Genomic DNA, 20,488 nt, shown 5'->3' with positions numbered 1-20,488 from the left:
AAGAAAAGATTAACTTTCGAGATTGTCATTGTCTATTTCTAATTGATATATTTCTCGTCTTGATAAAGAAGTGAGCTTGGCTAACTGACGACTAGCCTGCGATCGCGTCATGCCTTGAGCTAATAACTGCTGTAGTTCATGTTTTAATTCGGCTTTAGAGGTAATTAGGCTAGTTTCATCTGCTCCTTTGATAACTAGGGTATATTCCCCCTTTGGTTGACGCTCATTGCTATAAAGGTCGATCGCCTCGCCGATGTTTCCTCGCCAAAATTCCTCGTGTATTTTAGTCAATTCTCTGGCTAAAACAATTTTTCTCGTATCACCCACTACGGCGACTAAATCTTTTAAAGTCTTGAGGATACGATGGGGAGCTTCATATAGGACAATGGTTTTAGTTTCATTGCGCAATAATTCTAATCTGACTTGGCGATCGCTTTGTTTGAGGGGCAAAAATCCTTCAAAGATAAACCTGTCTGTGGGTAAACCCGATGCAGCTAAGGCACTAATTACGGCTGTTGGCCCAGGAATGGGAATTACGGTAATCTGATGGGCGATCGCTGCCTGGACTAATTCGACTCCAGGATCGGAGATACTCGGCATTCCCGCATCAGTAACTAAAGCTAGATTTGTTCCCTGTTGTAAACGGTTAATTAATTCTTGAATACGGCTGTGATGATTGTGTTCGTTATAACTAATCTGAGGCGTTGAGATTGCTAGGTGTTGTAATAATTTACCCGTACGTCGAGTGTCCTCAGCAGCAATCAGATCTACTGATTGAAGAATACGTATCGCCCGAAGAGTAATGTCTTCTAAATTGCCAATCGGCGTGCCGACTAAATATAATTTGCCCAATTTTAAGTTACTTACCGTCTTTTAGTAGATATATATAAGGTGTCTATCGATCATACTAGTCTGCGATTAGTTTGGTTTGATGCGTTCTAGGATGGGCTGTGTTAGAACGGGTTAATTAATCGTTGAATTTTACAGTAAACAATTTTTTGCTAACTTTGGTTTAAATTTAATGAGCGCAAACAGCAAGCTAGGAGAAAAACTACTTTCTCTCCATCGGCAAAAATTTACTGGAGTTTTGACCATCACAGCTCAAGATAATCAACAGCAGTGGGAGATGTTTTTTCACCAAGGACAGTATTTATGGACAGAAGGAGGTTATCATGCCAATCGTTCTTGGCGCAGAAACTTTACTCGCTATTGTCCTGGAGTAAATACAGAAATAGTTGAACTGAGACACCAACCACAAATGCGATCGCGACCTTACTGTTTGCTTAATGTCTTGCTTCAGCGAAAAATAATTCAGCGCAAACAGATTCAAGCTTTAATTGATAATCTTAGCCAAGAAATTTTGTTTGATTTACTACAAGCAGAATATAAAAGCGTTCTAAATTATAGTGTTGAAGCCACTTCGGCTCATTATTTGCTCAAAGCTGGCTTTAGCCTGTCTTTAATCTCACTCAATTTGGAACAAATTTTGTTTGAATCCCAGACAGCATGGTCTAAGTGGGGTAGTAAAGGATTAGCTTCTTGTTCGCCTCATCATGCTCCTTTGCTCCATCGCAGTCAAGATTTACAACGGCAGTTACCAGACTTGATTGTTGCTAATATGTCTCGCTTATTAAATGGAAAACAGACCCTCAGAGATTTAGCAGTCAAAATGGACAAAAATGTTTTAGATCTTACCTGTGGCATCATCCCCTATTTTTTCAAAGGTTATTTACGGTTGTTAGAAATTGCCGATTTATCTGATGCTCAAGCCATGAAGTAAGGTAAGGCTTATAAATAAAGAACTTTAATAAAAACCTAAGATGTTTAAACTAATAAATCTGAGATAATAGCAAAAAGAAAATATATATTAGCTTAAGCTGCACCTTGCCAACTCACACCGATATGATTTTTGCGTTTCAGTTTCAATCTCCTGGTCCAATTATTTTTGAGCTTGGGCCAATTGTGCTTCGTTGGTACGGTTTGTTGATTGCTACAGCAGTATTAGTGGGGTTAACTTTAGCTCAATATTTAGCTAAGGCTCGTCGGGTAGATCCAGACCTGTTGGGGGATTTAGCAATTTGGTTAGTTATTGGCGCTATTCCTTGCGCTCGCCTCTACTATGTTATTTTTCAATGGCAGCAGTATGTTCAGCGCCCTTGGTGGCATATGTTAGCGGTGTGGGAAGGTGGCATTGCGATCCACGGTGCGATTATTGGGGGTACGATCGCCACCATTATTTTTGCTCGTCTGAAGCGAATTTCTGTGTGGCAGCTATTAGATTTAATAGCACCCTCGCTCATTTTGGGTCAAGCTATTGGTCGTTGGGGTAATTTTTTTAATTCGGAGGCATTTGGAAAGCCGACAAATTTGCCTTGGAAATTGTATATTGCTCCTCAATACCGACCTTTAGAGCTAATCGATCAAGAATTTTTTCATCCGACTTTTCTGTATGAATCTTTGTGGAATTTAGGCATATTTGCCTTGCTACTCTGGTTGTTTTTTTGGGGCTTAAGCAGAACTAATCAACTCAAAACTGGTACGCTTGCAGGGGTCTATCTAATTGGCTATAGCCTGGGTCGGGTTTGGATTGAATGGTTGCGTACTGATAGCCTGATGATTGGGCCTTTGAAGATGGCTCAACTAGTCAGCTTGTGCGCGATCGCTCTTGGTCTACTAATACTTGCGTGGCTGTACTGGTGGAGAAGACCACTACCCGATGTTGTCTTTCCCCATTCCGCAAAATCATCTAACTACAGACCATAATTCAATACTTCCAAATTCAAATATTTATTACTTAATGAACTTAACTCAAACTGCCCTAAAGCCAGCTGTCTACATTATTGGTGCTGGGCCAGGAGATCCAGAATTACTGACCATCAAGGCATATAAAATACTGACTCAAGCCGATGTAATTCTCTATGCTGATTCATTAGTCCCCAAGCAGATTTTAGAGGATGTTCGCCGTGATGCCGAACTGGTGGCAACGGGCAATAAAACCTTAGAACAAATCATTCCCCTGGCAATTGAACGAGTTAGGCAGGGTAAATCTGTGGTGCGTCTACATTCGGGGGATTTAACTTTATATAGTGCGATCGCCGAACAGATGCAGGCTTTTACTGAAGCGGATATTCCCTTTGAATTGATTCCTGGGATCAGTGCTTTTCAAGCTGCGGCTGCCAAACTCAGCACAGAGTTGACTATTCCAGAGCTAGTACAGACTATTATCCTGACCAGAGTTAGCGGTAAAGCATCTGCTGTCCCCGAAACTGAGGAATTAGCCTCTCTGGCTGCGCATAAAGCTAGTTTATGTCTTTATCTAGCTGCTCGCCATAGTTCAAAAGCACAGGATCAGTTATTAGAACATTATCCCGCGGATACTCCTGTGGCAGTTTGCTATCGAGTGGGTTGGCAAGACGAGCAAATCTGGGTCGTTCCTTTGTCTAAAATGGCTGCGGTGACCAGAGAAAAAGATTTAATTAGAACAACCTTGTATTTAATTAGTCCTGCGCTGCAAAAGGCAGTAACAACTCGTTCCCGTCTCTATCATCCCCAGCATCAGCATCTGTTTCGACCAGGGAAAAAACCTGAACAGGTAAAGTAAAACAGACAAAGTAAATGGTCAAAATCATTAAACAAACGACTTCAATGCAGACTCGCGATCGCGTGAGGCTGGATGCAGATATTTATCGCCCTGAAACAGAAGAAAAGCTGCCGATTCTGCTGATGCGTCAGCCTTATGGTCGAGAAATCGCTTCAACGGTAGTTTATGCTCATCCTCGTTGGTATGCAGCCCAAGGATATATTGTCGTAATTCAAGACGTGAGGGGAAGGGGAACATCAGCAGGAAAGTTCGATCTGTTTACCCACGAAGTTGCTGATGGCTTGGATACGATTAACTGGGTATCAAGCTTACCCAATAGTACGGGCAAAGTCGGGATGTATGGTTTTTCCTATCAGGGCATGACTCAGCTATATACCGCAGCCCACCAGCCAAACTGTTTAAAAGCGATCGCTCCAGCTATGGTAGCCTACGATCTTTACAGGGATTGGGCTTATGAAAACGGGGCATTTTGTCTCTGGGCTAATCTTGCCTGGGCAATTCAGCTAGCGGGAGAAACGGCACGTCTTCAAAAAGATGAAGCAGCCTATTTAAAACTGAAAGCAGCGTCTAGTCACTTGCCCTTGCATGACTCTATTGCTGCTAATCCTCAGTTAATGCAAGAACTAGCCCCTGACTCTTTTTATCATCAGTGGTTAAATCATGCTGATGCTGGTGCTGAATATTGGCAAAAGCGATCGCCTAAATATCTTTTAGACCAGATAGATCTGCCCATGCTTCATATTGGGGGCTGGTTTGATCCTTATCTTCGGGGAACAATGAATCTCTATCAGGCAATGGTCGCTCAATGTCATCAACCCCAGCATCTGTTAGTTGGGCCCTGGGGACATCTTCCCTGGGGAAGCAAACTAGGACAGGTGGACTATGGTATAGAAGCGCAAAACCCCATTGATGAAATTCAAATTCGCTGGTTCGATCATTGGTTAAAAGATATCGACACAGGATTATTAAAAGAATCAACTATCTGCCTATTTGAAATGGGCAGCAATAACTGGAGAGAGTTTGACAGCTTACCTAGGAAGCAAACAATCTTTTATTTAGCCAGTGATGGTTTAGCTAGCATCAGAGAAGATAGCGGGATGCTCTGGCAATATGAAGAAGTTGTCGATCCTTCGCCTCAAGAATTAATCGAAACCGATCTTAGCCAGATCATAACCGAGTTCGCTCATAACATAGATATTTTAGTTCACGATCCTTGGCGACCAGTACCCGCATTAGGCGGACATGCTATTTATCCGAGTGGATCTTTTGAGCGCTCGCTTTTGGACTGTCGTGCAGATCTGCTCACTTACACCTCAGCCACTTTAGAATCAGATTTACACCTAACAGGTGTAGTAACATTGACAGTATTTTGTGCTACGAAAAATCCTAGTTTTGATCTGTGTGCCGTTTTGTCTACAGTAAATCCAGATGGTACAGTGTTTAACTTTACTCAAGGCTATATTCGAGTAGTGGCTCTAGATTCCAATCCCAACCTAATCACAATCCCACTACAACCAACCTGTATGTGTATAAAAGCGGGCAACAGCTTACGTCTTAGTCTTAGTGGGGCTTGTTTTCCTGCTTATCCTCTCAATTCAGGCGATGGCAAATTACCTCATGAATCTCGTCAGATTGATCACTGCATCATTACCATCAAGATTCATTCAGGGGGTGACTATCCTTCTAAATTAGTGATCAATAATTAAAAATTAATCAACGATATCTATAGGCAAAACATCATAACCAGAATGGGGAGATGAACAAAATACTGCTTTTACCCCCCAAATAGATTAGATATTTATGCTTGGCTAATTTAATTTTTACTGACCAGAATCTGCTGGTGGTGCTGCATTAGGATCTGCTGGAGCTGCGCCATCATCCATTTGTGTGGGTGCTTCTCCACCAGCATCAGTTTCACCACCTTCAGGAGTTGCACAAGAAGTGAGTAAACCCAAACTCAAGACAAAAGCAGCAAATAAAGTTCCTAAATATTTAACTTTCATGTTTTTCTCCAAAAAAAAACTTCAATCGAGATAATTTACTGAAGCAAATATATTAATTGCTTCAGGTACAGAGTTAATGTAACCAAATAGATGAAAATTTTTTGATAAGGCAAGCTTAAATTCACCAAACTTAATTACAATTTCATCTAGTGGTTATGAATTTGTAACACAATTCAGTTAATTTATCAAAAATATCGCAAAAAATGTCGCAATTAATACTGTTTATTTAAGCTTTTCTTTCTTTAAAATGTCTTGATTCTTTGGCATGATTACGAGAGAAAAGTTGTAAGAGGCAAATATATGGAATTAATTCAACAATTAACCCAAGGTCTAGGAGTTGATGAAAGCCAAGCTAAAGGTGGTGCTGGACTCATTTTTCAAATGGCAAAAGAACAACTAGGAAAAGGTGATTTTGCTCAAGTAGCTAATGCTCTTCCTGGTATTAGTAATTTAATTGGCGAAGCTCCTGCGGGGGGAAAAGGTATTGCTGGTGCGATTGGTGGCTTGGCTGGCATGATGGGTGAAGACAGTGGCGGAGGACAATTAGCTAATATGGCTGCTTTGGCTACTGGTTTTAGTCAACTCGGTTTAAATCCTAACATGGCAACTAAATTTATTCCCATCATCTTGTCTTTTACTCAAAATCAAGGTGGAGAAGGGATTAAAGATATTTTGGCAGGAGTGTTGCAATAGAGACTAACTTACTCCAATAAGATTTGAGACATTTTCGAGAGCGTCTTTTTTATTGCCATCAATGCAATAGACCACTTTTGTCCCTAAAATATAATTAAGTGTTAAGAAATATGAAATTTATTGTATGGCGATCGCTCAAAAAGCTCAACGAAAATCTCGTGTCATAGTCGTTGGGGCTGGGATCGGTGGTTTAACAGCAGGGGCATTATTAGCAAAACGTGGTTATCAGGTAACAATTTTCGATCAGGCAATTGTGCCTGGGGGATGCGCTTCAACTTTTAAACGGCGTGGTTTTACCTTTGATGTGGGAGCAACTCAAGTAGCGGGCTTGGAGCCTGGAGGCATTCATCACCGCATCTTTACAGAATTGGAAATTGAACCTCCAGAGGCTAGCTATTGCGATCCTGCCTGTGCGGTATTTCTACCAGGAGAAACTGAGCCAATTAACGTTTGGCGGAATGCAGATCGATGGCGACAAGAAAGGCAAAAACAGTTTCCTGGGAGTGAACCTTTTTGGCAGTTATTAAATCGGCTATTTGAGGCAAGCTGGCGTTTTCAGGGTCGAGATCCTGTCCTTCCTCCTCGCAATGTCTGGGATTTATGGCAGTTAGTCTCGGCAGTTAGACCAGATACTTTAATTACAGTGCCTTTTGCCCTGATGACTGTAGCAGATGCCTTAAAGCTATCTGGCTTGTCTGACAATCAACGCTTAAAAACCTTTTTAGATCTACAGTTAAAACTATATTCCCAGGTGGGAACAGAAGAAACAGCCTTACTTTATGCCGCCACTGCTTTAGCAGTTTCCCAAACACCCCAAGGACTATTTCATCTGCAAGGCAGTATGCAGACATTGAGCGATCGCCTAGTAGCTGGATTAGAGAAATACGGTGGTAAACTTTTAATGCGTCATAATGTCAAACAAATCCATACCGAGTCAAGAAAAGCTACAGGAGTTACGGTACAGAACAAAACAGGGGAAACCTGGACAGAATCGGCAGATGAAATAGTAGCAAACGTTACGGCACAGGATTTAGTTAGGCTGACTAACGATCCCACCCTCAAAAACTATCAACGTCGAGTGGAAAAGCTGCCCCAACCATCAGGAGCATTTGTAATTTATTTGGGAGTCAAACGAGAGGCGATTCCCCAAAACTGTCCGCCCCATCTTCAGTTTCTTTATAACCAAGATGAAGTAATTGGCGAAAACAACTCCCTGTTTGTCTCAGTGAGCAAGCCTGGAGATGGACGCGCACCCGATGGACAAGCAACTTTGATTGCCTCTTCTTTTACCAATACAGATTTATGGTGGCAAGACAGAGACTATGAGCAGATTAAACAACAATATACCGATGAGGCGATCGCTCGTCTAAATTCTTATTTTAATCTTTCTCCCGAAAATATTATTTACACTGAAGCAGCAACTCCCAGAACCTTCGCTAAATATACCGCTAGAGACAAAGGTATCGTCGGCGGATTAGGACAGCGGATCAAGACTTTTGGTCCTTTTGGCTTTGCTAACCGCACTCCTATTGAGCATCTTTGGCTAGTGGGAGACTCTACCCACCCAGGAGAGGGGACAGCAGGAGTTAGTTATTCTGCTTTGACGGTAACCAGACAAATTGAAGGGGGGTAATTTTAGCAACCAGAGTCGGAAAACATCTGGACGACTCGATCAATTAATTAGTAGTCAACACAGAAAGTAAAAATTGACAATTGGCAGTTAATCGTCAAAAATTTGATAATTATATTCCTACAAAAGAAAAGTAATGTTTAAAGCCTGGTTATTTGGTGTAGCAATTTTGTTTGTGCTAGCAGAGCTTAGTATGTGGCTTAAGCAGTTTATTTTACCACTGCCAATTTATATTTTAGCAGGGGCATTTTTGGCGATCGCCTCCAATTATGAAAAGGGTTTGATCGCTTTATTTAGAAAGGATACTTTAGTCTCAGATCCCTTAACCCAGACGGCAACTTTAATTGCTCAAGCTAAAGCCTTACCAGGTCAAGAAGTTGCTAATCTACCTCAAGCTGATTAAACGATTTAAGAGCAAGCGGGTTCACAAGTTAGAAGTCACAAGTCACAAGTTTTACAAAACGCGTTGTGATTAACTTAGTTAATTAATCAAGAGCAGAAGTAATAATTTGGGTTAATTCTTGTTCTGTCCAAGGTTTGTGTAGACAAGCATGGAGATTTGCTTGTTTTTTAGCTCGCTCAATCGCTTCTTCATCTGCTTGCCCAGTTAACATGACCGTAATCAATTGAGGAAAACGCTGATGAATTTGAATTAAAAACTCATCTCCTTTAATGCCAGGCATCAGCCAATCTGAGACGATCGCGATGACTTGAATTTCGTCTTGCTGTAGCTCTTCAATTACTTCCCAGGCTTCATCGGCACTTTCGGCCACTTCATAAATAAAGCGATCGCCAAATTTACGTTTTAGCTGTTCTTTAAGACTGTCGAGAATAACAACCTCATCATCAACACACAAAATTGCAGATTCGCTCATAATTTGTTCACTGTTCATTGCTCACTGTTCACTGTTCATTGCTCAAAGGTAACCAAACAGAAAACCTAGTATTTCCTGGCTGGCTGGATACGGTAATAGTGCCATTATGCTTGTCAACAATTTTTTTACTAATATGTAAACCCAAACCACTTCCCTCTCCTGTTGGTTTAGTAGTAAAAAAAGCCTCAAATATTTTGTCTTTGACTTGCACAGGAATTCCCGATCCTGAATCAACCACTTCTACTTTAATGCCTTCATTTTCTAAAGCAGTTGTCAGGGTTAGCGTTCCCCCTTGTTTCATGGCTTGAATTCCATTATGAATTAGATTAGTCCAGACTTGAATTAGCTCATCAGGATAGCAGCGAATTTCAGGCACATCTTGATAATGACGAATGACTTCGATATTTTGTTTTAATTGGTTGTGGTAAATCTCCAAAACGGTTTCTAATCCATCTTGCACCTGAGCTAGCCGTTTTTCTTCACTGGCATCAAAACGAGCGTAGTTTTTCAAGGCAAAGACAACTTTAGACGCTTTTTCTACTGAGGTTAAAATGGTTTTATTATTGCTTAACAGGCGAGTTAAATTATAAGCAAGCTCTAGAATCCAGCTAACTTTTTCATGCTGCAAAAGAAGTAAATAGCTGTCAATCTCCTTGATGACCCCAATATCAATCAAAAGATCGGCAATATTGCGCGCATTATCGATCTGGTATTCCTTAAGTCGATCGCTAATCTGCCGTTTAAGAGGGCGTTTTTCACTGGAAGAAAAAATGGGCTTGCTGCTCATTGACTCCTCAATCAGTTTAAAAAACAGAACTTTTTCAGCTGAATTGAGAAATTCCGAGAGCTTGGGTAATTCAGCGATCGCTGCAATCAAAGCCTTATTATTGTTGCCTGCTGAAGCTTGAATTGCGCCCAGTGGTGTATTAATTTCATGAGCGACTCCTGCTACTAATTGCCCCAATGCAGCCAGCTTTTCCTGTTGAATTAGCTGCTGTTGAGCTAGCTTTAACTCTTTGAGCGTAATTTCTAAACTTCGGGTTTGCAGCTTTAGTTGATTAATGTATTCTGCTTGTTGCAGAGCTACGGCTAAATGAGTCGCAATTTGCCTCATTAATTCGATTTCCGAATCTGACCAGATGCGAGTAGATTGATTTTGATATGCACCTAATAAACCCCAAAGTTTTTGCTCCTGAAAAACTGGAACTAACAGATAGGCTTTGGCTTGATACTGTTCTAAAGCTTGAAGATAACAATCAGGAAAACCCTTGGTGTAAATATCCTCTACTGCGGTGAACTTTTGTCCGTGAGCATATTTCCCCCCTTGAGTTGATTGCAGAAAACTATCTTGCTGAAGAATATCTCCCGACGCACCTTTTGACCAATCTCTTAACAGACAGCGATCCTGCTGAACATGACCATTACCCAGAACTTCATAGTTATTTCGTTCGACTAGTAACGAGCTCCAGCCAGCACCGACAGATTCTGCCAGAACCTGACCACTCCAGTCATCATTGAACTGATAGATCAATAAGCGATCGCATTTTAAGACTCGACGCATTTCTTGAGTTGTGCTCGTGAAAATAGTCTGAATATCTTGAGAACAGCGAATTTTCTCAATAATAGTGGCTGCTACTTTAATTTGTTCTATAGCCACTTTCTCTGGTATTGGTGGTGGTGGGATTGGTGGTTGATAATTATTCATAAGTAAACAGCTAGCCAAATAATATATCTAGTTTGTCTTAGCTAATTGCCAACGGCAATACGAAGCCTCAGAGATAGATGAAATTACTTAAACAATCTTTTGGCTCATCTTGAAACTGATCAAAGAAATGATTATTTTGATCGTCATTTCGGGAACTTATAAATACAGTAGAAATTAGCGATCACGATCACAAATAGTAACAATGTATTGTCGGGCATACAATTTACATGGGCAATAATCAAATTAAAAATTCTGCTTGGCAATTAAAAGCTTCGTTAAATACTAATGTTGATGATAGTCGGGCAGCAATTATCTGCGTTGATGACGAACCGGTAATTTTGAGTAGTCTGGGAGAACAGCTTAAACGTTCTCTAGGTCAAAGATATGAAATTGAACTGGTAGATAGCGGAGCAGAGGCGATCGCTCTTTGTGCCGAATTAGTGCCAGAAGGAATCCAGATTCCCCTAATCATCTCCGATCAAATTATGCCTGAGATGATGGGGGATGAGTTACTAATTAAGCTTCATACTCTCTATCCCGACACACTTAAAATTTTACTGACAGGGCAAGCTAACGCTGATGCAGTGGGGAATTTGGTTAATGCTGCTGCTCTATATCGTTATGTGACTAAACCTTGGGACGAAACAGATTTGATTCTCACTGTTGAAGAAGCTTTGCGTCGCTATCAACAAGAGCAACAATTAGCTGAACAAAATCAAGTTTTATTAGAAGTTAATCAAAAATTAGCTGGTGCAATTTCTCTGCTGCAAGCTACCTTAGAAGCTACGGCAGATGGCATTTTGGTCTTAAATGAAAGTGGACATGTAATCAACTATAATCAGAAATTTATTGATATTTGGGGATTGCCTAGCAAGACTGAACTAGATCGCGATCAAATTCTTACCTTGATTTTAGCCGAACTGACTGAACCTTACGCCAACAGTCTCAAAGCAAGATATGCTCAAGACAATTCCCCTCAATTTAATTCTCTAGAGCTAAAAAACGGCAAAGTGTTGGAGTGCTATTCTCAGATCCAGCAACTTCAAAAGCAAACAATTGGACAAGTCTTGAGCTTTCGAGATGTGACCGAACACAAAAAAGCCCAAATTATTATTCAACACCAGGCTTTTCATGATTCATTAACTGATTTACCCAATCGAACTTTATTTGATCGCGAATTAGCTAAAGCCTTAAATCAAGCTCAGCAGGAGAATAAAATGCTGGCAGTAGTGTTTATCGATTTAGATCGTTTCAAAACTATTAATGATACTTTAGGTCATGCAATTGGCGATTCATTGTTAAAAAGTGTGGTGGAACGATTAAAAAGTTGCGTTAGAGAAAAAGACATCATTGCTCGTTGGGGTGGAGATGAATTTACTCTGCTGCTGCCTGAAATCAACTGTCGGGATGATGCAACAGCGATCGCCAAGAGAATCTTATCAGCTCTCAAGCCTGAATTTAAATTAGACAAACACTATCTACATATTACTAGCAGTCTAGGCATCGCTGTCTTTCCTGATGATGGCAAAGATGCTGAGACTCTACTCAAAAATGCTGATATAGCTCTCTATTGGGTAAAAGAAAAAGGTCGCAACAATTATCAACATTACACCTTTAGACTGAATTCCCAAGCCCACGAACTGCTAAGTCTTGAAAATAGCCTACATTATGCTCTAAAAAACCAAGAGTTTGCTATTTACTATCAACCAATAGTAGAAGTTTATACTAACAAAATTGTCAAAGTAGAGGCTCTGCTACGTTGGCAGCACCCAGATCTGGGCATAGTTTCCCCTAATTTATTCATTCCCATCGCCGAAGAAAACGGTCTGATTGTCGAGATCGGCGACTGGGTGTTAAAAACTGCTTGCGCCCAAACAAAAGTATGGCAAAACATGGGCTTATCTGACCTCATCGTTTCGGTCAATTTGTCGGCTCGTCAATTTTATAACAATGACCTTGTACAAACAATCAGGCAAATCTTGCGCTCAACCAAACTCAGTCCTGATTGCCTAGAGCTAGAAATAACTGAAACAGCTACGATGCGAAATACTAACCTCGCCAAACAAATATTATCAAGTCTGCAACAAATGGGTATCTCTCTTTCTATGGATGATTTTGGCACGGGGTATTCATCATTAAGCTATCTGAAAGACTTTCCTTTTAGCACAATTAAAATAGACCGCTCTTTTGTTCAAGATCTCAGTTTTGACTCAAGTAACTTCGCTATTATCAACGCAATTACTACTTTGGGAGCCGGCTTGAATCTTCAGATCGTTGCGGAGGGAGTAGAATCAGAACAATTAAAGAACCTGCTTAAAACTTTGCACTGTAATTATATGCAGGGTTACTTTTTCAGCGTTCCTCTGGCAGTAGAACAAGCCACCGATCTACTGCTCAAATATTTAGGCAATCAAGCTTAAAGCTACCCTAACCGTTCAATTGCTACAAACGAATTTTAGTCACAGAAAATGAAACTGAAACTATCCGCATTCGCATTCCTTGGCGCGATTTTACAGGCAAAGCTGTTTGCCACTGTCACATTTTAGACCATGAAGATCTTGGCATGATGGGAATTGTTAAAATTATAGGCTAACGTAAAATCTACAAATTTCATCTCGATTTCATATTCGTATGTAATTCTAGACTATTGAGTAATAAAATTTGATTTCGATATCTATGCACACAATTCTGACTAAAATTAGATTGCTAACCTTAACATTTATAGGTGCAACGACCCTTACGGTTGCCTGTTCTCCAGCCATTTCTAACCAAACCCCAGCTTCAAATACTAACGCTACCGAAGCTAGTAACAAGCAAGACATGAAACAAGATGGTGGCATGATGATGCAGCACGATATGTCGATGGACATAGGGCCTGCTGATGCGGATTACGATTTACGTTTCATCGACAGCATGGTTATGCACCATCAAGGGGCTGTAAATATGGCGCAAGAAGTACTGCAAAAATCACAGCGTCCTGAAATGAAAAAACTAGCCCAAGATATTATTGCTGCTCAGAAACAAGAAATAGCGCAAATGAAACAGTGGCGTACAAATTGGTATCCCAATGCCGATCAAACTCCTATGGCTTGGCATCCAGAGATGGGTCATATGATGGCAATGTCTGAAGATATGGAGCAAAGTATGATGATGAGCATGGATTTAGGAAGTGCTGACGCTGATTTTGATCTACGTTTTATCAATGCCATGATTCCTCATCATGAAGGTGCATTGGTGATGGCAAAAGATGCTTTGAGTAAAACCAAGCGTCCTGAGATGAAGAAACTATCTCAAGCTATTTTGACCTCTCAACAGCAAGAGATCGACCAGATGAAACAATGGCGTAAAGATTGGTATAACCAGTAAAAAACGCGATCGCTTTACCGCCAATAGTTGACTGAATGTACTTAAAATTCTCCGCCTAAGCGATCGCAGCTAAAACTTTAAAATCAATCGCGGTTATTTTATCGTCGTTCACAAAGGCTGCTCTAAACAATCATTATCACCCCCCAACTTTGTCTCGTTCAGCTGATTCTGCTAAAAAACTCAAAAAATTCCCAAAACCAAATTAATAGTTTCTAGATTAAGTGCTACTTCAAAGCGATCGCTAGAGGAAGTTGAAAAATGAAGGTACTGCCTTGACCCAATTCGCTGCGAACACTTAACTGAGAAGAATGCGATCCCGCTATAGACTTGGCGATCGCCAATCCTAATCCTGAACCACCAGTGCTGCGAGAGCGATCGCTGTGTACGCGATAAAAGCGATCAAATATCTTTTTTTGATGTTCTGGGGCAATACCAATTCCCGTATCTTGAACTTTAATTAAAGCGTATCGGTCATCGCGCTCCAGAATAACCATAACTTGACCAGTTGAAGGCGTATATTGAATAGCATTGACAATTAAGTTATAAACTAAGCGATATAGTTGGTCGCAATCGCCACTTACATTTAAAGGTTTATTGATCTTTATCTGGGAAGTCAGCGTTATTTGATTGGCGATCGCCAATGATTCTAATTCCTCTACTAAGTCATCAACTAAATCGTTTAAACAACAAAGTTGGCGGCGTAAAGGAATAGTTTTTCGATCCATGCGAGCCAACCACAGCAGATCTCCAACCAGTTGAATCAATCTTTTATTTTCTCGCTCGATCGTAGTTAAAATATTTTTTGCTTCTTGTTGCTTTAGATCGACTAACAGTGATGACTCTACCGTTGCTTGCATGGCTGCTAAAGGCGTTCTCAGTTCGTGTGCAGCATCTGCTGTAAACTGTTCGATTTGTTGATAGGAACGGTAAATTGGCTGCATTGCCAAACCAGCTAACCACCAGCTTGCAATAGCTACAAAAATTAATGAAGTCGGTAATCCCAAGAGCAGAATCAGTTTTACTCTACCGAGATAATCTTCAAAGTCTTGAAGGCTTCGTCCAACTTGGAAATATCCCCAATCTTCTCTGGTTTGAGTATGCAGCGAGAAAGAAATTTGATGATAAATATTATTGCTGCTAGTGTTAAGGGTTTGCCAGGGTTCTGTGTTTAATGATTGGGGCAAACCTTCTGGGTAATCTCCAGCAATAGCGATTAAGCGTCCTGACGTATCGTACAAGCGAGCGTAGTAATTGCCTTGATCAACAGCAGAAAGAATATGGCGTTGAGAATTGAAACGATCAGAAATACAGCTAGTTCCAATCAAGCAAAGATTGGGTAGCAGTTCGCCGATAATTGGCTCGATTTTTCCTGGCTGTCTCAATTTTAGTTCTAGACCATCGTGCAGAGTTCCCGCTACAGATTCTAATTCGTTGTCGAGGGATATCCAATGAGCGTGAGAAATAGCTTTATAGACTCCAGATCCCAGCAGACTCAAAATTAAGCCCATTACTCCTGCATACCACAGAGCTAGAGAAATGCGAGTTTTATTAAACAGCTTATTTTGTCTCATCATTGGTCTAGGTTAAACCTATATCCCAAACCGCGTAAGGTTTCAATTAAATTGGAGCAAGAGACTGCTTCTAACTTACGTCTGAGTAAACGCACTTGAGCAGCGACGACATTGCTAAAAGATTCTGCATTTATTTCCCAAAGTTGATTGCGAATCTGCTCACTAGTGACAATTTGGTTCGGACGCTTCATGAAATACTCTAATAATTGAAACTCCTTATTGGTCAACAAAACCTTTTGCCGCTCGCCTTGTGATCTCAGATGATGAACAGTCTGGCTGCCGTAGTCTAGGCTCAAATTTCCCAATTCTAGGTGTTGGGGCTGAATTTGAGGCGATCGCCTCTGTAATGCTCGCAAACGTGCCAATAACTCTGCCATACCAAACGGTTTAATTAGATAATCGTCTGCCCCCGCATCCAATCCAGTCACCTTGTCCTCCATGCGATCTTTGGCAGTTAGCATTAAGACTGGTAAGGAATTATTTTTAGCACGCAACTTTTTAAGTAATTCTATTCCTGACAAACCAGGCACTAACCAATCGAAAATCGCTAGGGTGTATTGCGTCCAATTATTTTCTAGATAACTCCAAGCGTCATTACCATTTTTTACCCAATCAACTATGTATTTATAATGTTTTAAGGTGCGCTCGATCGCAGCACCTAAGTTTGGTTCGTCTTCAACGAGGAGAATTCTCATGTCAAATTAACCATTAAATAACATTGATTTTGAGGAAAAAATTAGGGATGTAATACTAAATTTGTTTCATATAGGTTACTTAAAAAATTGAGTAACAAGTAGCAATTATTAGTTATTCTGATTTCATCGCTAAATTGTTACGCAGAAATTAAACATTACCTTTGCCAAGCGAATTTAGTATAACTATCGCGATCGCTACTTTAAAATATTTTTGGCTTAACCGAGAAGTATCCAAACCTCATGATTATCTTAAATTCCAGGTGCTTCTGTAGTCAAGAAAGCCAATTGACCACCCTGAACTAAATCGGCATCGGCAATAACGCCATCTTCAATACTATGAGCTTCAACACCATGAATAAAACGTGTACCAGGGGATTCATCAAATAATTGAGAAACATCAAGAATCCCCGAAGATTCCCAATTACCCAGATCGTCTGGTTCACTATCAGTTTGACCTTCAGGCACAGCAGAGCGATCCATCTGCGCTACGCGAGATAATTTACCCGATTCTGGATCTAATTCCCAGATAGAACTTTCTTCTCCAGATGTACCACCAAAGTCTTCATCAGAAAAAGTAGCACGGTCTTCCTGAATTAAAATCTTGCCATTATCAGCCCAATCTAGGTTATCGGGGCTGCGTAAACCAAAGTCAGAACCTGCAAACTGACCATTACCTGCATCATCGCCATCATAAAGGATATCAATCTGTCCAGTTAAAGGATCGCCAGATTCGCTAAATTCAGTATCAATTTTATAGGTAGTACCCCAGTTATCACCTGCAAAACGTCCACCACGACCAGTAGAAGCCAAAACTGCTTGCGTACCATCTTCGGGGTTTGTAGCTACATCTTCAGGACGAGAAAATTGAAACCCTCCAGCGTCGATCGATAACTCATCTTGTTGGGCTTGAGTAGCAAACCCTAATTTGTCATAACCCATCTCGTCTTGTATCTCGCCGTCGTCGTTAGTATCCACCGCCGAACCTGCTAAATCAGGTCGATAATAATCCAGTTCTACCCAACTACCAGCTTGACTATTGCCAGTACCGTTAAAACCTGCGGGGTCTGGTGCATTGTCATCATCAACTACTTCACCATCTTCATTGGTAAAAGTGGGAGTGTCGGCAAGCTCACCATCAGGAACCCAACCGTAGAGTTTTCCGTCAGTTAAACCATTGCGTTCCAGTAAACTTGCTCCTTCACAAGTATCTTTTTCACCGACATACATTAATAAAGGTGCAGCTTCGCGGTCATCTCCTACCAAAAAAGCAACTTTATCAGTCGTACCAGTATCTAGTTCAGTAACGTTTTCCCAAGCAGCGCGACCCATCCAGGGAACTGCCTGAAGAGTATTAGTCGCTGGGTCGAGAACAAATTCTGTACCTCCATCAGTTTCTTCTCCAGTAAAGAACAAATTATCTTCTAAACCGCGACCATCACCAAATTGTTCTGCTGCAACGTATTGCGCCGAACACATACGATCTATGCCTTCAAATTCGAGGTCGGATGCTTCGTCTACTTCTTCCCCTGCGCGATTAATAATTTTGTCGTAAGCCAGACCAGAATCTTCTAGTTGTAAGGTTTCTTTATTGATATCGAAGAAACTGACTCGCGCCCCAGTCAATTCTGTACCGTTAGCCAGAGTATAGCCATAACCTAAATCGGAACTAAATTCGTGGTTAGCCAGTATCCTAACTGTGTCGTCATCTAAAGCAAATGCACCTAAACCATCAAGAATACCTGGAGGTGTATAACCGTTAATTTCTTCGCCGACAGTAAAGATCGGATCTACTTGATAACCGTTTAAACCGATCATTTGTGCAGGTTGTTCGGTATCGCCAGTATTAATAATTGGTGTTGGTGTTACAGGAGTACCGCCAAGATTAGGATCGAGATTTAAAGGGGTGTCTAGATTGATTAAGATTGCTTCGTTGTTATCGATGTCTTCTTCTCTTCCTTGAGAAAAGGGATAGTTGTTGTCGTTGGCAACCAAAAGGGTATTTTCATCAATGACAACTACGTTTTCAATAGTCTGAAAAGGAAAATCAAAAGTAGTTTTGCCATCGCCGTTTAAGTCATCGGGGTCATCAATATTTAGTAAATCAACAACTTCTTCTTTAGCAACAAAACCGTTGGCATCCACTTGGGTAATATCGATTTTGAAGATTTTTTTAAATTGTGCTTCTTCTCCCTGGTTGTTATCCCGTTCGATAACTAAAAACTCATGGTCGTTAATTGGCGTAAAGTCGCCAATAGGATTACCATCGGTGGTGGGATAGTAACCAACTAAACCAGTGTAGGAAGCAGATTCAACATTAAATTCATAGATTCTTAGAGCATTTTCAGGATCGCCGTCTACTTTTCCTTCTAATAAAGGATAAAGAGTCTTGCGGTCAGGACTAAATGCTATACCTTCAAAACCTCGCGATGTCTCTAAATTGGGTAAACTATCTCCTAGATTGGGATTTTCAGGAGATTGGACAAACTCGCCTGTAATTGAATTTACTACCGCCACCCCAGTTGCAGGAAAGTCGGTAAAAAAGCCATCCACCCCGATCTCAATTAGCTGTTCAATCTCTCCCTCTGGGGTTTGGGGAGTCCCATCTGCTGCTAATGTTAAGTAAGTTTCTTCGTTACGATGGGTATAGGGATGAACCTGCAAACCAGCAGCGTGAGCATTATCGATAAAAGAGGTTACTTCTCCTGTTAATTGGGTCGTAATTTCGGCATTACCGTCACCATCTCCATCTACTGGTTGATCTAACGATTCACGGAGTAAAATATTGTTTTTCCAAGGGCCAGCACCTTCTGCATATTTATCACTAATTATTTGCAGAAATTCTGCACTATCTAAATCGCGGTAAGTAGTATTGGCAGATAAACCGTTTTCTACCGCATTGACAAAATCTTGACCGTAGATTGCAGCCAAATCGTTACCTTGTTCGAGGTTGTAACGGATGTCATAGGGGACGGAGAAAACGTCGTCAGGATTGGCATCTTTGGTGGTGTCACCGTAAAGCTGAACTAAAGGAATATCTCCCAACCCTTCAGCATCTAACATTCCCTGGAGTTCAATTAAGTTTTGGAACTCAAAAGATTGAATAAAAATGCGATTAGGGTCAGTAAAACCTGTTGATTGAAGAGTTTCAATTAAAGGTGATTCTAAAGATAAACCCTGTTGATCGAAAAAGGTAGGGTGCTTGGTTTCTGGATAAATACCAACTTTAACCCCTGTTTCGGCTTCAGTCTCTTGAACTAGCTGAATAATTTCTTCCAAGGTAGGAATTTCAAAAGCACCGTCAAATTCTTGAGAACGTAAATCATTAGATTGAACCGCTCGTAGCTGCTTAATTTCTGATAAGGTAAAATCTTCGGCAAAATAGGCTGTAACCTCTTCTCCATCAAGGATTTTGGTAGACATTCGGTCTTCACCAAACACCTCAGCCACATTAGTCGTGTCATCTAAAATTGGTTCATGACGAGCAATTAAAACCCCATCTTTCGTAGATACTAGATCGGGTTCAATAAAATCAGCCCCTTGAGCGATCGCAACTTTGTATGCTTCTAATGTATGTTCTGGTAATAAACCACTCGCGCCACGATGTCCGATAACTATTGGGTCTTGACCATTAAGAGTATTTAAATTAGTAACATTAGGAGTTGCAATTGGTGCTTCCAGTAGTTTTCCTTCAGTATCAAAGTGCAATAGGTAAGGGCCAAATTCATCTCCTACCCAAAGCTCTCCATTTTCATCAATTGCCAAGGATTCCAGATCAAAATCTCCCCCAGTTAATAGACGTTCTTCGCTGTCTTCGTTAACAATATCAAAAGGAATTAAATTATCAGGATCGGATAGCTGAATAAAATTCTCTACGTCTACACTGCCGTCACCGTTTTCTACTCCCGTAAAATTAGGATTTGTTTGATATATCCGTAATAAATAATCGGTACTATTTTCTTTTGTACCAAAGCCATTATCAGACAAAAACCAAAATGCCCCTGTATTATCTGGAGCAAACTGTACACCACTGAATCCCTGAACTGGTTGTCCGTCAAACGGCCCTGTTCTGCCATTAGCATCTATGGGATTACCTTCACCGTCATTCCCCCCCGCAGGTGTACCTTCAGCCAGAGTATCTGCTGGTAAAGAAGCAAAACCAACTAATTGGTCAGTCATATTTTTTGTATGCTTGAGTGAAATTAAATGACTTAATTAAGTAAAAATATTGCGTTATAAGTAATCTTTCAAGAAAACTTTTAATCACTTTTTCCTAATTACTTACCAGAATTTCATACTCATATTAAGAGTAGGTAATCAATGATTTAATAAATAATCAAATAAATGAATAT

The 20,488-nt window shown here is 40.6% G+C and carries 16 protein-coding genes and 1 pseudogene; 10 read left to right on the top strand and 7 right to left on the bottom strand.

Annotated elements, in window-relative coordinates; all coding sequences use genetic code 11:
- Positions 1-9: 9 nt before the first annotated feature.
- Positions 10-852 (bottom strand): 16S rRNA (cytidine(1402)-2'-O)-methyltransferase, encoded by an 843-nt coding sequence (rsmI, locus tag C7B62_RS03690; protein WP_106233263.1) that lies wholly within the window; start codon positions 850-852, stop codon positions 10-12.
- A gap of 169 nt (positions 853-1,021) precedes the next feature.
- On the opposite strand from rsmI, the gene C7B62_RS03685 reads away from it, so the two are divergent.
- The 4 genes from C7B62_RS03685 (at position 1,022) to C7B62_RS03670 (ending at position 5,307) form a co-directional block, all read left to right on the top strand.
- Positions 1,022-1,780 (top strand): DUF4388 domain-containing protein, encoded by a 759-nt coding sequence (locus C7B62_RS03685; RefSeq protein WP_106233262.1) that lies wholly within the window; start codon positions 1,022-1,024, stop codon positions 1,778-1,780.
- Between the two features lie 122 nt (positions 1,781-1,902).
- Positions 1,903-2,763 carry a prolipoprotein diacylglyceryl transferase gene (gene lgt, locus C7B62_RS03680; protein WP_106233261.1) on the top strand — a complete coding sequence of 287 codons (861 nt, stop codon included), beginning with the start codon at positions 1,903-1,905 and terminating at the stop codon, positions 2,761-2,763.
- A 34-nt stretch (positions 2,764-2,797) separates the two neighbouring features.
- Positions 2,798-3,601: a precorrin-4 C(11)-methyltransferase gene (cobM, locus tag C7B62_RS03675; RefSeq protein WP_106233260.1), complete on the top strand. Its 804-nt coding sequence runs from the start codon at positions 2,798-2,800 to the stop codon at positions 3,599-3,601.
- 14 nt (positions 3,602-3,615) lie between these two features.
- Positions 3,616-5,307: a CocE/NonD family hydrolase gene (locus C7B62_RS03670; protein ID WP_106233259.1), complete on the top strand. Its 1,692-nt coding sequence runs from the start codon at positions 3,616-3,618 to the stop codon at positions 5,305-5,307.
- Positions 5,308-5,421: 114 nt separating this feature from the next.
- On the opposite strand, the gene C7B62_RS03665 is transcribed toward C7B62_RS03670, so the two are convergent.
- On the bottom strand, positions 5,422-5,604 hold the full coding sequence (locus tag C7B62_RS03665; RefSeq protein WP_106233258.1) for a hypothetical protein: 183 nt from the start codon (positions 5,602-5,604) through the stop codon (positions 5,422-5,424).
- A gap of 300 nt (positions 5,605-5,904) precedes the next feature.
- Between C7B62_RS03665 and C7B62_RS03660 the strand changes: the two genes are divergently transcribed.
- From C7B62_RS03660 to C7B62_RS03650, 3 genes are all read left to right on the top strand, one after another.
- Positions 5,905-6,297, top strand: a complete 393-nt coding sequence (locus C7B62_RS03660; protein WP_106233257.1) for a DUF2780 domain-containing protein — start codon at positions 5,905-5,907, stop codon at positions 6,295-6,297.
- A gap of 124 nt (positions 6,298-6,421) precedes the next feature.
- Positions 6,422-7,930 carry a C-3',4' desaturase CrtD gene (crtD, locus tag C7B62_RS03655; protein WP_106233256.1) on the top strand — a complete coding sequence of 503 codons (1,509 nt, stop codon included), beginning with the start codon at positions 6,422-6,424 and terminating at the stop codon, positions 7,928-7,930.
- A gap of 133 nt (positions 7,931-8,063) precedes the next feature.
- Complete coding sequence (locus C7B62_RS03650; protein ID WP_106233255.1) at positions 8,064-8,330, top strand: hypothetical protein; 267 nt, start codon at positions 8,064-8,066, stop codon at positions 8,328-8,330.
- Positions 8,331-8,412: 82 nt separating this feature from the next.
- On the opposite strand, the gene C7B62_RS03645 is transcribed toward C7B62_RS03650, so the two are convergent.
- A complete protein-coding gene (locus C7B62_RS03645) occupies positions 8,413-8,802 on the bottom strand; it encodes a response regulator (RefSeq protein WP_106233283.1) in 390 nt (129 codons plus the stop codon).
- A gap of 28 nt (positions 8,803-8,830) precedes the next feature.
- Positions 8,831-10,507, bottom strand: coding sequence for an ATP-binding protein (locus tag C7B62_RS03640; protein ID WP_106233254.1), 1,677 nt, complete (start codon positions 10,505-10,507; stop codon positions 8,831-8,833).
- A gap of 227 nt (positions 10,508-10,734) precedes the next feature.
- On the opposite strand from C7B62_RS03640, the gene C7B62_RS03635 reads away from it, so the two are divergent.
- From C7B62_RS03635 to C7B62_RS03630, 3 genes and pseudogenes are all read left to right on the top strand, one after another.
- Complete coding sequence (locus tag C7B62_RS03635) at positions 10,735-12,927, top strand: bifunctional diguanylate cyclase/phosphodiesterase (protein ID WP_106233253.1); 2,193 nt, start codon at positions 10,735-10,737, stop codon at positions 12,925-12,927.
- A gap of 56 nt (positions 12,928-12,983) precedes the next feature.
- Positions 12,984-13,100, top strand: a pseudogene (locus tag C7B62_RS25315) (multicopper oxidase domain-containing protein); the annotation flags it as partial.
- An 83-nt stretch (positions 13,101-13,183) separates the two neighbouring features.
- Positions 13,184-13,873 carry a DUF305 domain-containing protein gene (locus C7B62_RS03630; RefSeq protein WP_106233252.1) on the top strand — a complete coding sequence of 230 codons (690 nt, stop codon included), beginning with the start codon at positions 13,184-13,186 and terminating at the stop codon, positions 13,871-13,873.
- A gap of 224 nt (positions 13,874-14,097) precedes the next feature.
- On the opposite strand, the gene rppB is transcribed toward C7B62_RS03630, so the two are convergent.
- The 3 genes from rppB to C7B62_RS26425 form a co-directional block, all read right to left on the bottom strand.
- Positions 14,098-15,444: a two-component system sensor histidine kinase RppB gene (gene rppB, locus C7B62_RS03625; RefSeq protein WP_106233251.1), complete on the bottom strand. Its 1,347-nt coding sequence runs from the start codon at positions 15,442-15,444 to the stop codon at positions 14,098-14,100.
- A complete protein-coding gene (gene rppA / locus C7B62_RS03620; protein WP_106233250.1) occupies positions 15,444-16,139 on the bottom strand; it encodes a two-component system response regulator RppA in 696 nt (231 codons plus the stop codon). The genes rppB and rppA overlap by 1 nt, the downstream gene beginning before the upstream one ends.
- 249 nt (positions 16,140-16,388) lie before the next feature.
- Positions 16,389-20,315, bottom strand: coding sequence for an esterase-like activity of phytase family protein (locus C7B62_RS26425; RefSeq protein WP_106233249.1), 3,927 nt, complete (start codon positions 20,313-20,315; stop codon positions 16,389-16,391).
- Between the last annotated feature and the right edge of the window lie 173 nt (positions 20,316-20,488).

It is taken from the genome of Pleurocapsa sp. CCALA 161 (assembly GCF_003003995.1).
Classification (GTDB): Bacteria; Cyanobacteriota; Cyanobacteriia; order Cyanobacteriales; family Xenococcaceae; genus Waterburya.
The sequence above is the reverse complement of the archived record's forward strand: the minus strand, read 5'-3'. Positions and strand labels throughout refer to the sequence as shown.

What these genes read in the sequence shown, in the direction of transcription:
- C7B62_RS03685 (WP_106233262.1), top strand. Translation starts at nt 1,022, where the DNA reads ATGAGCGCAAACAGCAAGCTAGGAGAAAAACTACTTTCTCTCCATCGG.
- lgt (WP_106233261.1), top strand. Translation starts at nt 1,903, where the DNA reads ATGATTTTTGCGTTTCAGTTTCAATCTCCTGGTCCAATTATTTTTGAG.
- cobM (WP_106233260.1), top strand. Translation starts at nt 2,798, where the DNA reads ATGAACTTAACTCAAACTGCCCTAAAGCCAGCTGTCTACATTATTGGT.
- C7B62_RS03670 (WP_106233259.1), top strand. Translation starts at nt 3,616, where the DNA reads ATGGTCAAAATCATTAAACAAACGACTTCAATGCAGACTCGCGATCGC.
- C7B62_RS03665 (WP_106233258.1), bottom strand. Translation starts at nt 5,604, where the DNA reads ATGAAAGTTAAATATTTAGGAACTTTATTTGCTGCTTTTGTCTTGAGT.
- C7B62_RS03660 (WP_106233257.1), top strand. Translation starts at nt 5,905, where the DNA reads ATGGAATTAATTCAACAATTAACCCAAGGTCTAGGAGTTGATGAAAGC.
- crtD (WP_106233256.1), top strand. Translation starts at nt 6,422, where the DNA reads ATGGCGATCGCTCAAAAAGCTCAACGAAAATCTCGTGTCATAGTCGTT.
- C7B62_RS03650 (WP_106233255.1), top strand. Translation starts at nt 8,064, where the DNA reads ATGTTTAAAGCCTGGTTATTTGGTGTAGCAATTTTGTTTGTGCTAGCA.
- C7B62_RS03645 (WP_106233283.1), bottom strand. Translation starts at nt 8,802, where the DNA reads ATGAGCGAATCTGCAATTTTGTGTGTTGATGATGAGGTTGTTATTCTC.
- C7B62_RS03640 (WP_106233254.1), bottom strand. Translation starts at nt 10,507, where the DNA reads ATGAATAATTATCAACCACCAATCCCACCACCACCAATACCAGAGAAA.
- C7B62_RS03635 (WP_106233253.1), top strand. Translation starts at nt 10,735, where the DNA reads ATGGGCAATAATCAAATTAAAAATTCTGCTTGGCAATTAAAAGCTTCG.
- C7B62_RS03630 (WP_106233252.1), top strand. Translation starts at nt 13,184, where the DNA reads ATGCACACAATTCTGACTAAAATTAGATTGCTAACCTTAACATTTATA.
- rppB (WP_106233251.1), bottom strand. Translation starts at nt 15,444, where the DNA reads ATGAGACAAAATAAGCTGTTTAATAAAACTCGCATTTCTCTAGCTCTG.
- rppA (WP_106233250.1), bottom strand. Translation starts at nt 16,139, where the DNA reads ATGAGAATTCTCCTCGTTGAAGACGAACCAAACTTAGGTGCTGCGATC.
- C7B62_RS26425 (WP_106233249.1), bottom strand. Translation starts at nt 20,315, where the DNA reads ATGACTGACCAATTAGTTGGTTTTGCTTCTTTACCAGCAGATACTCTG.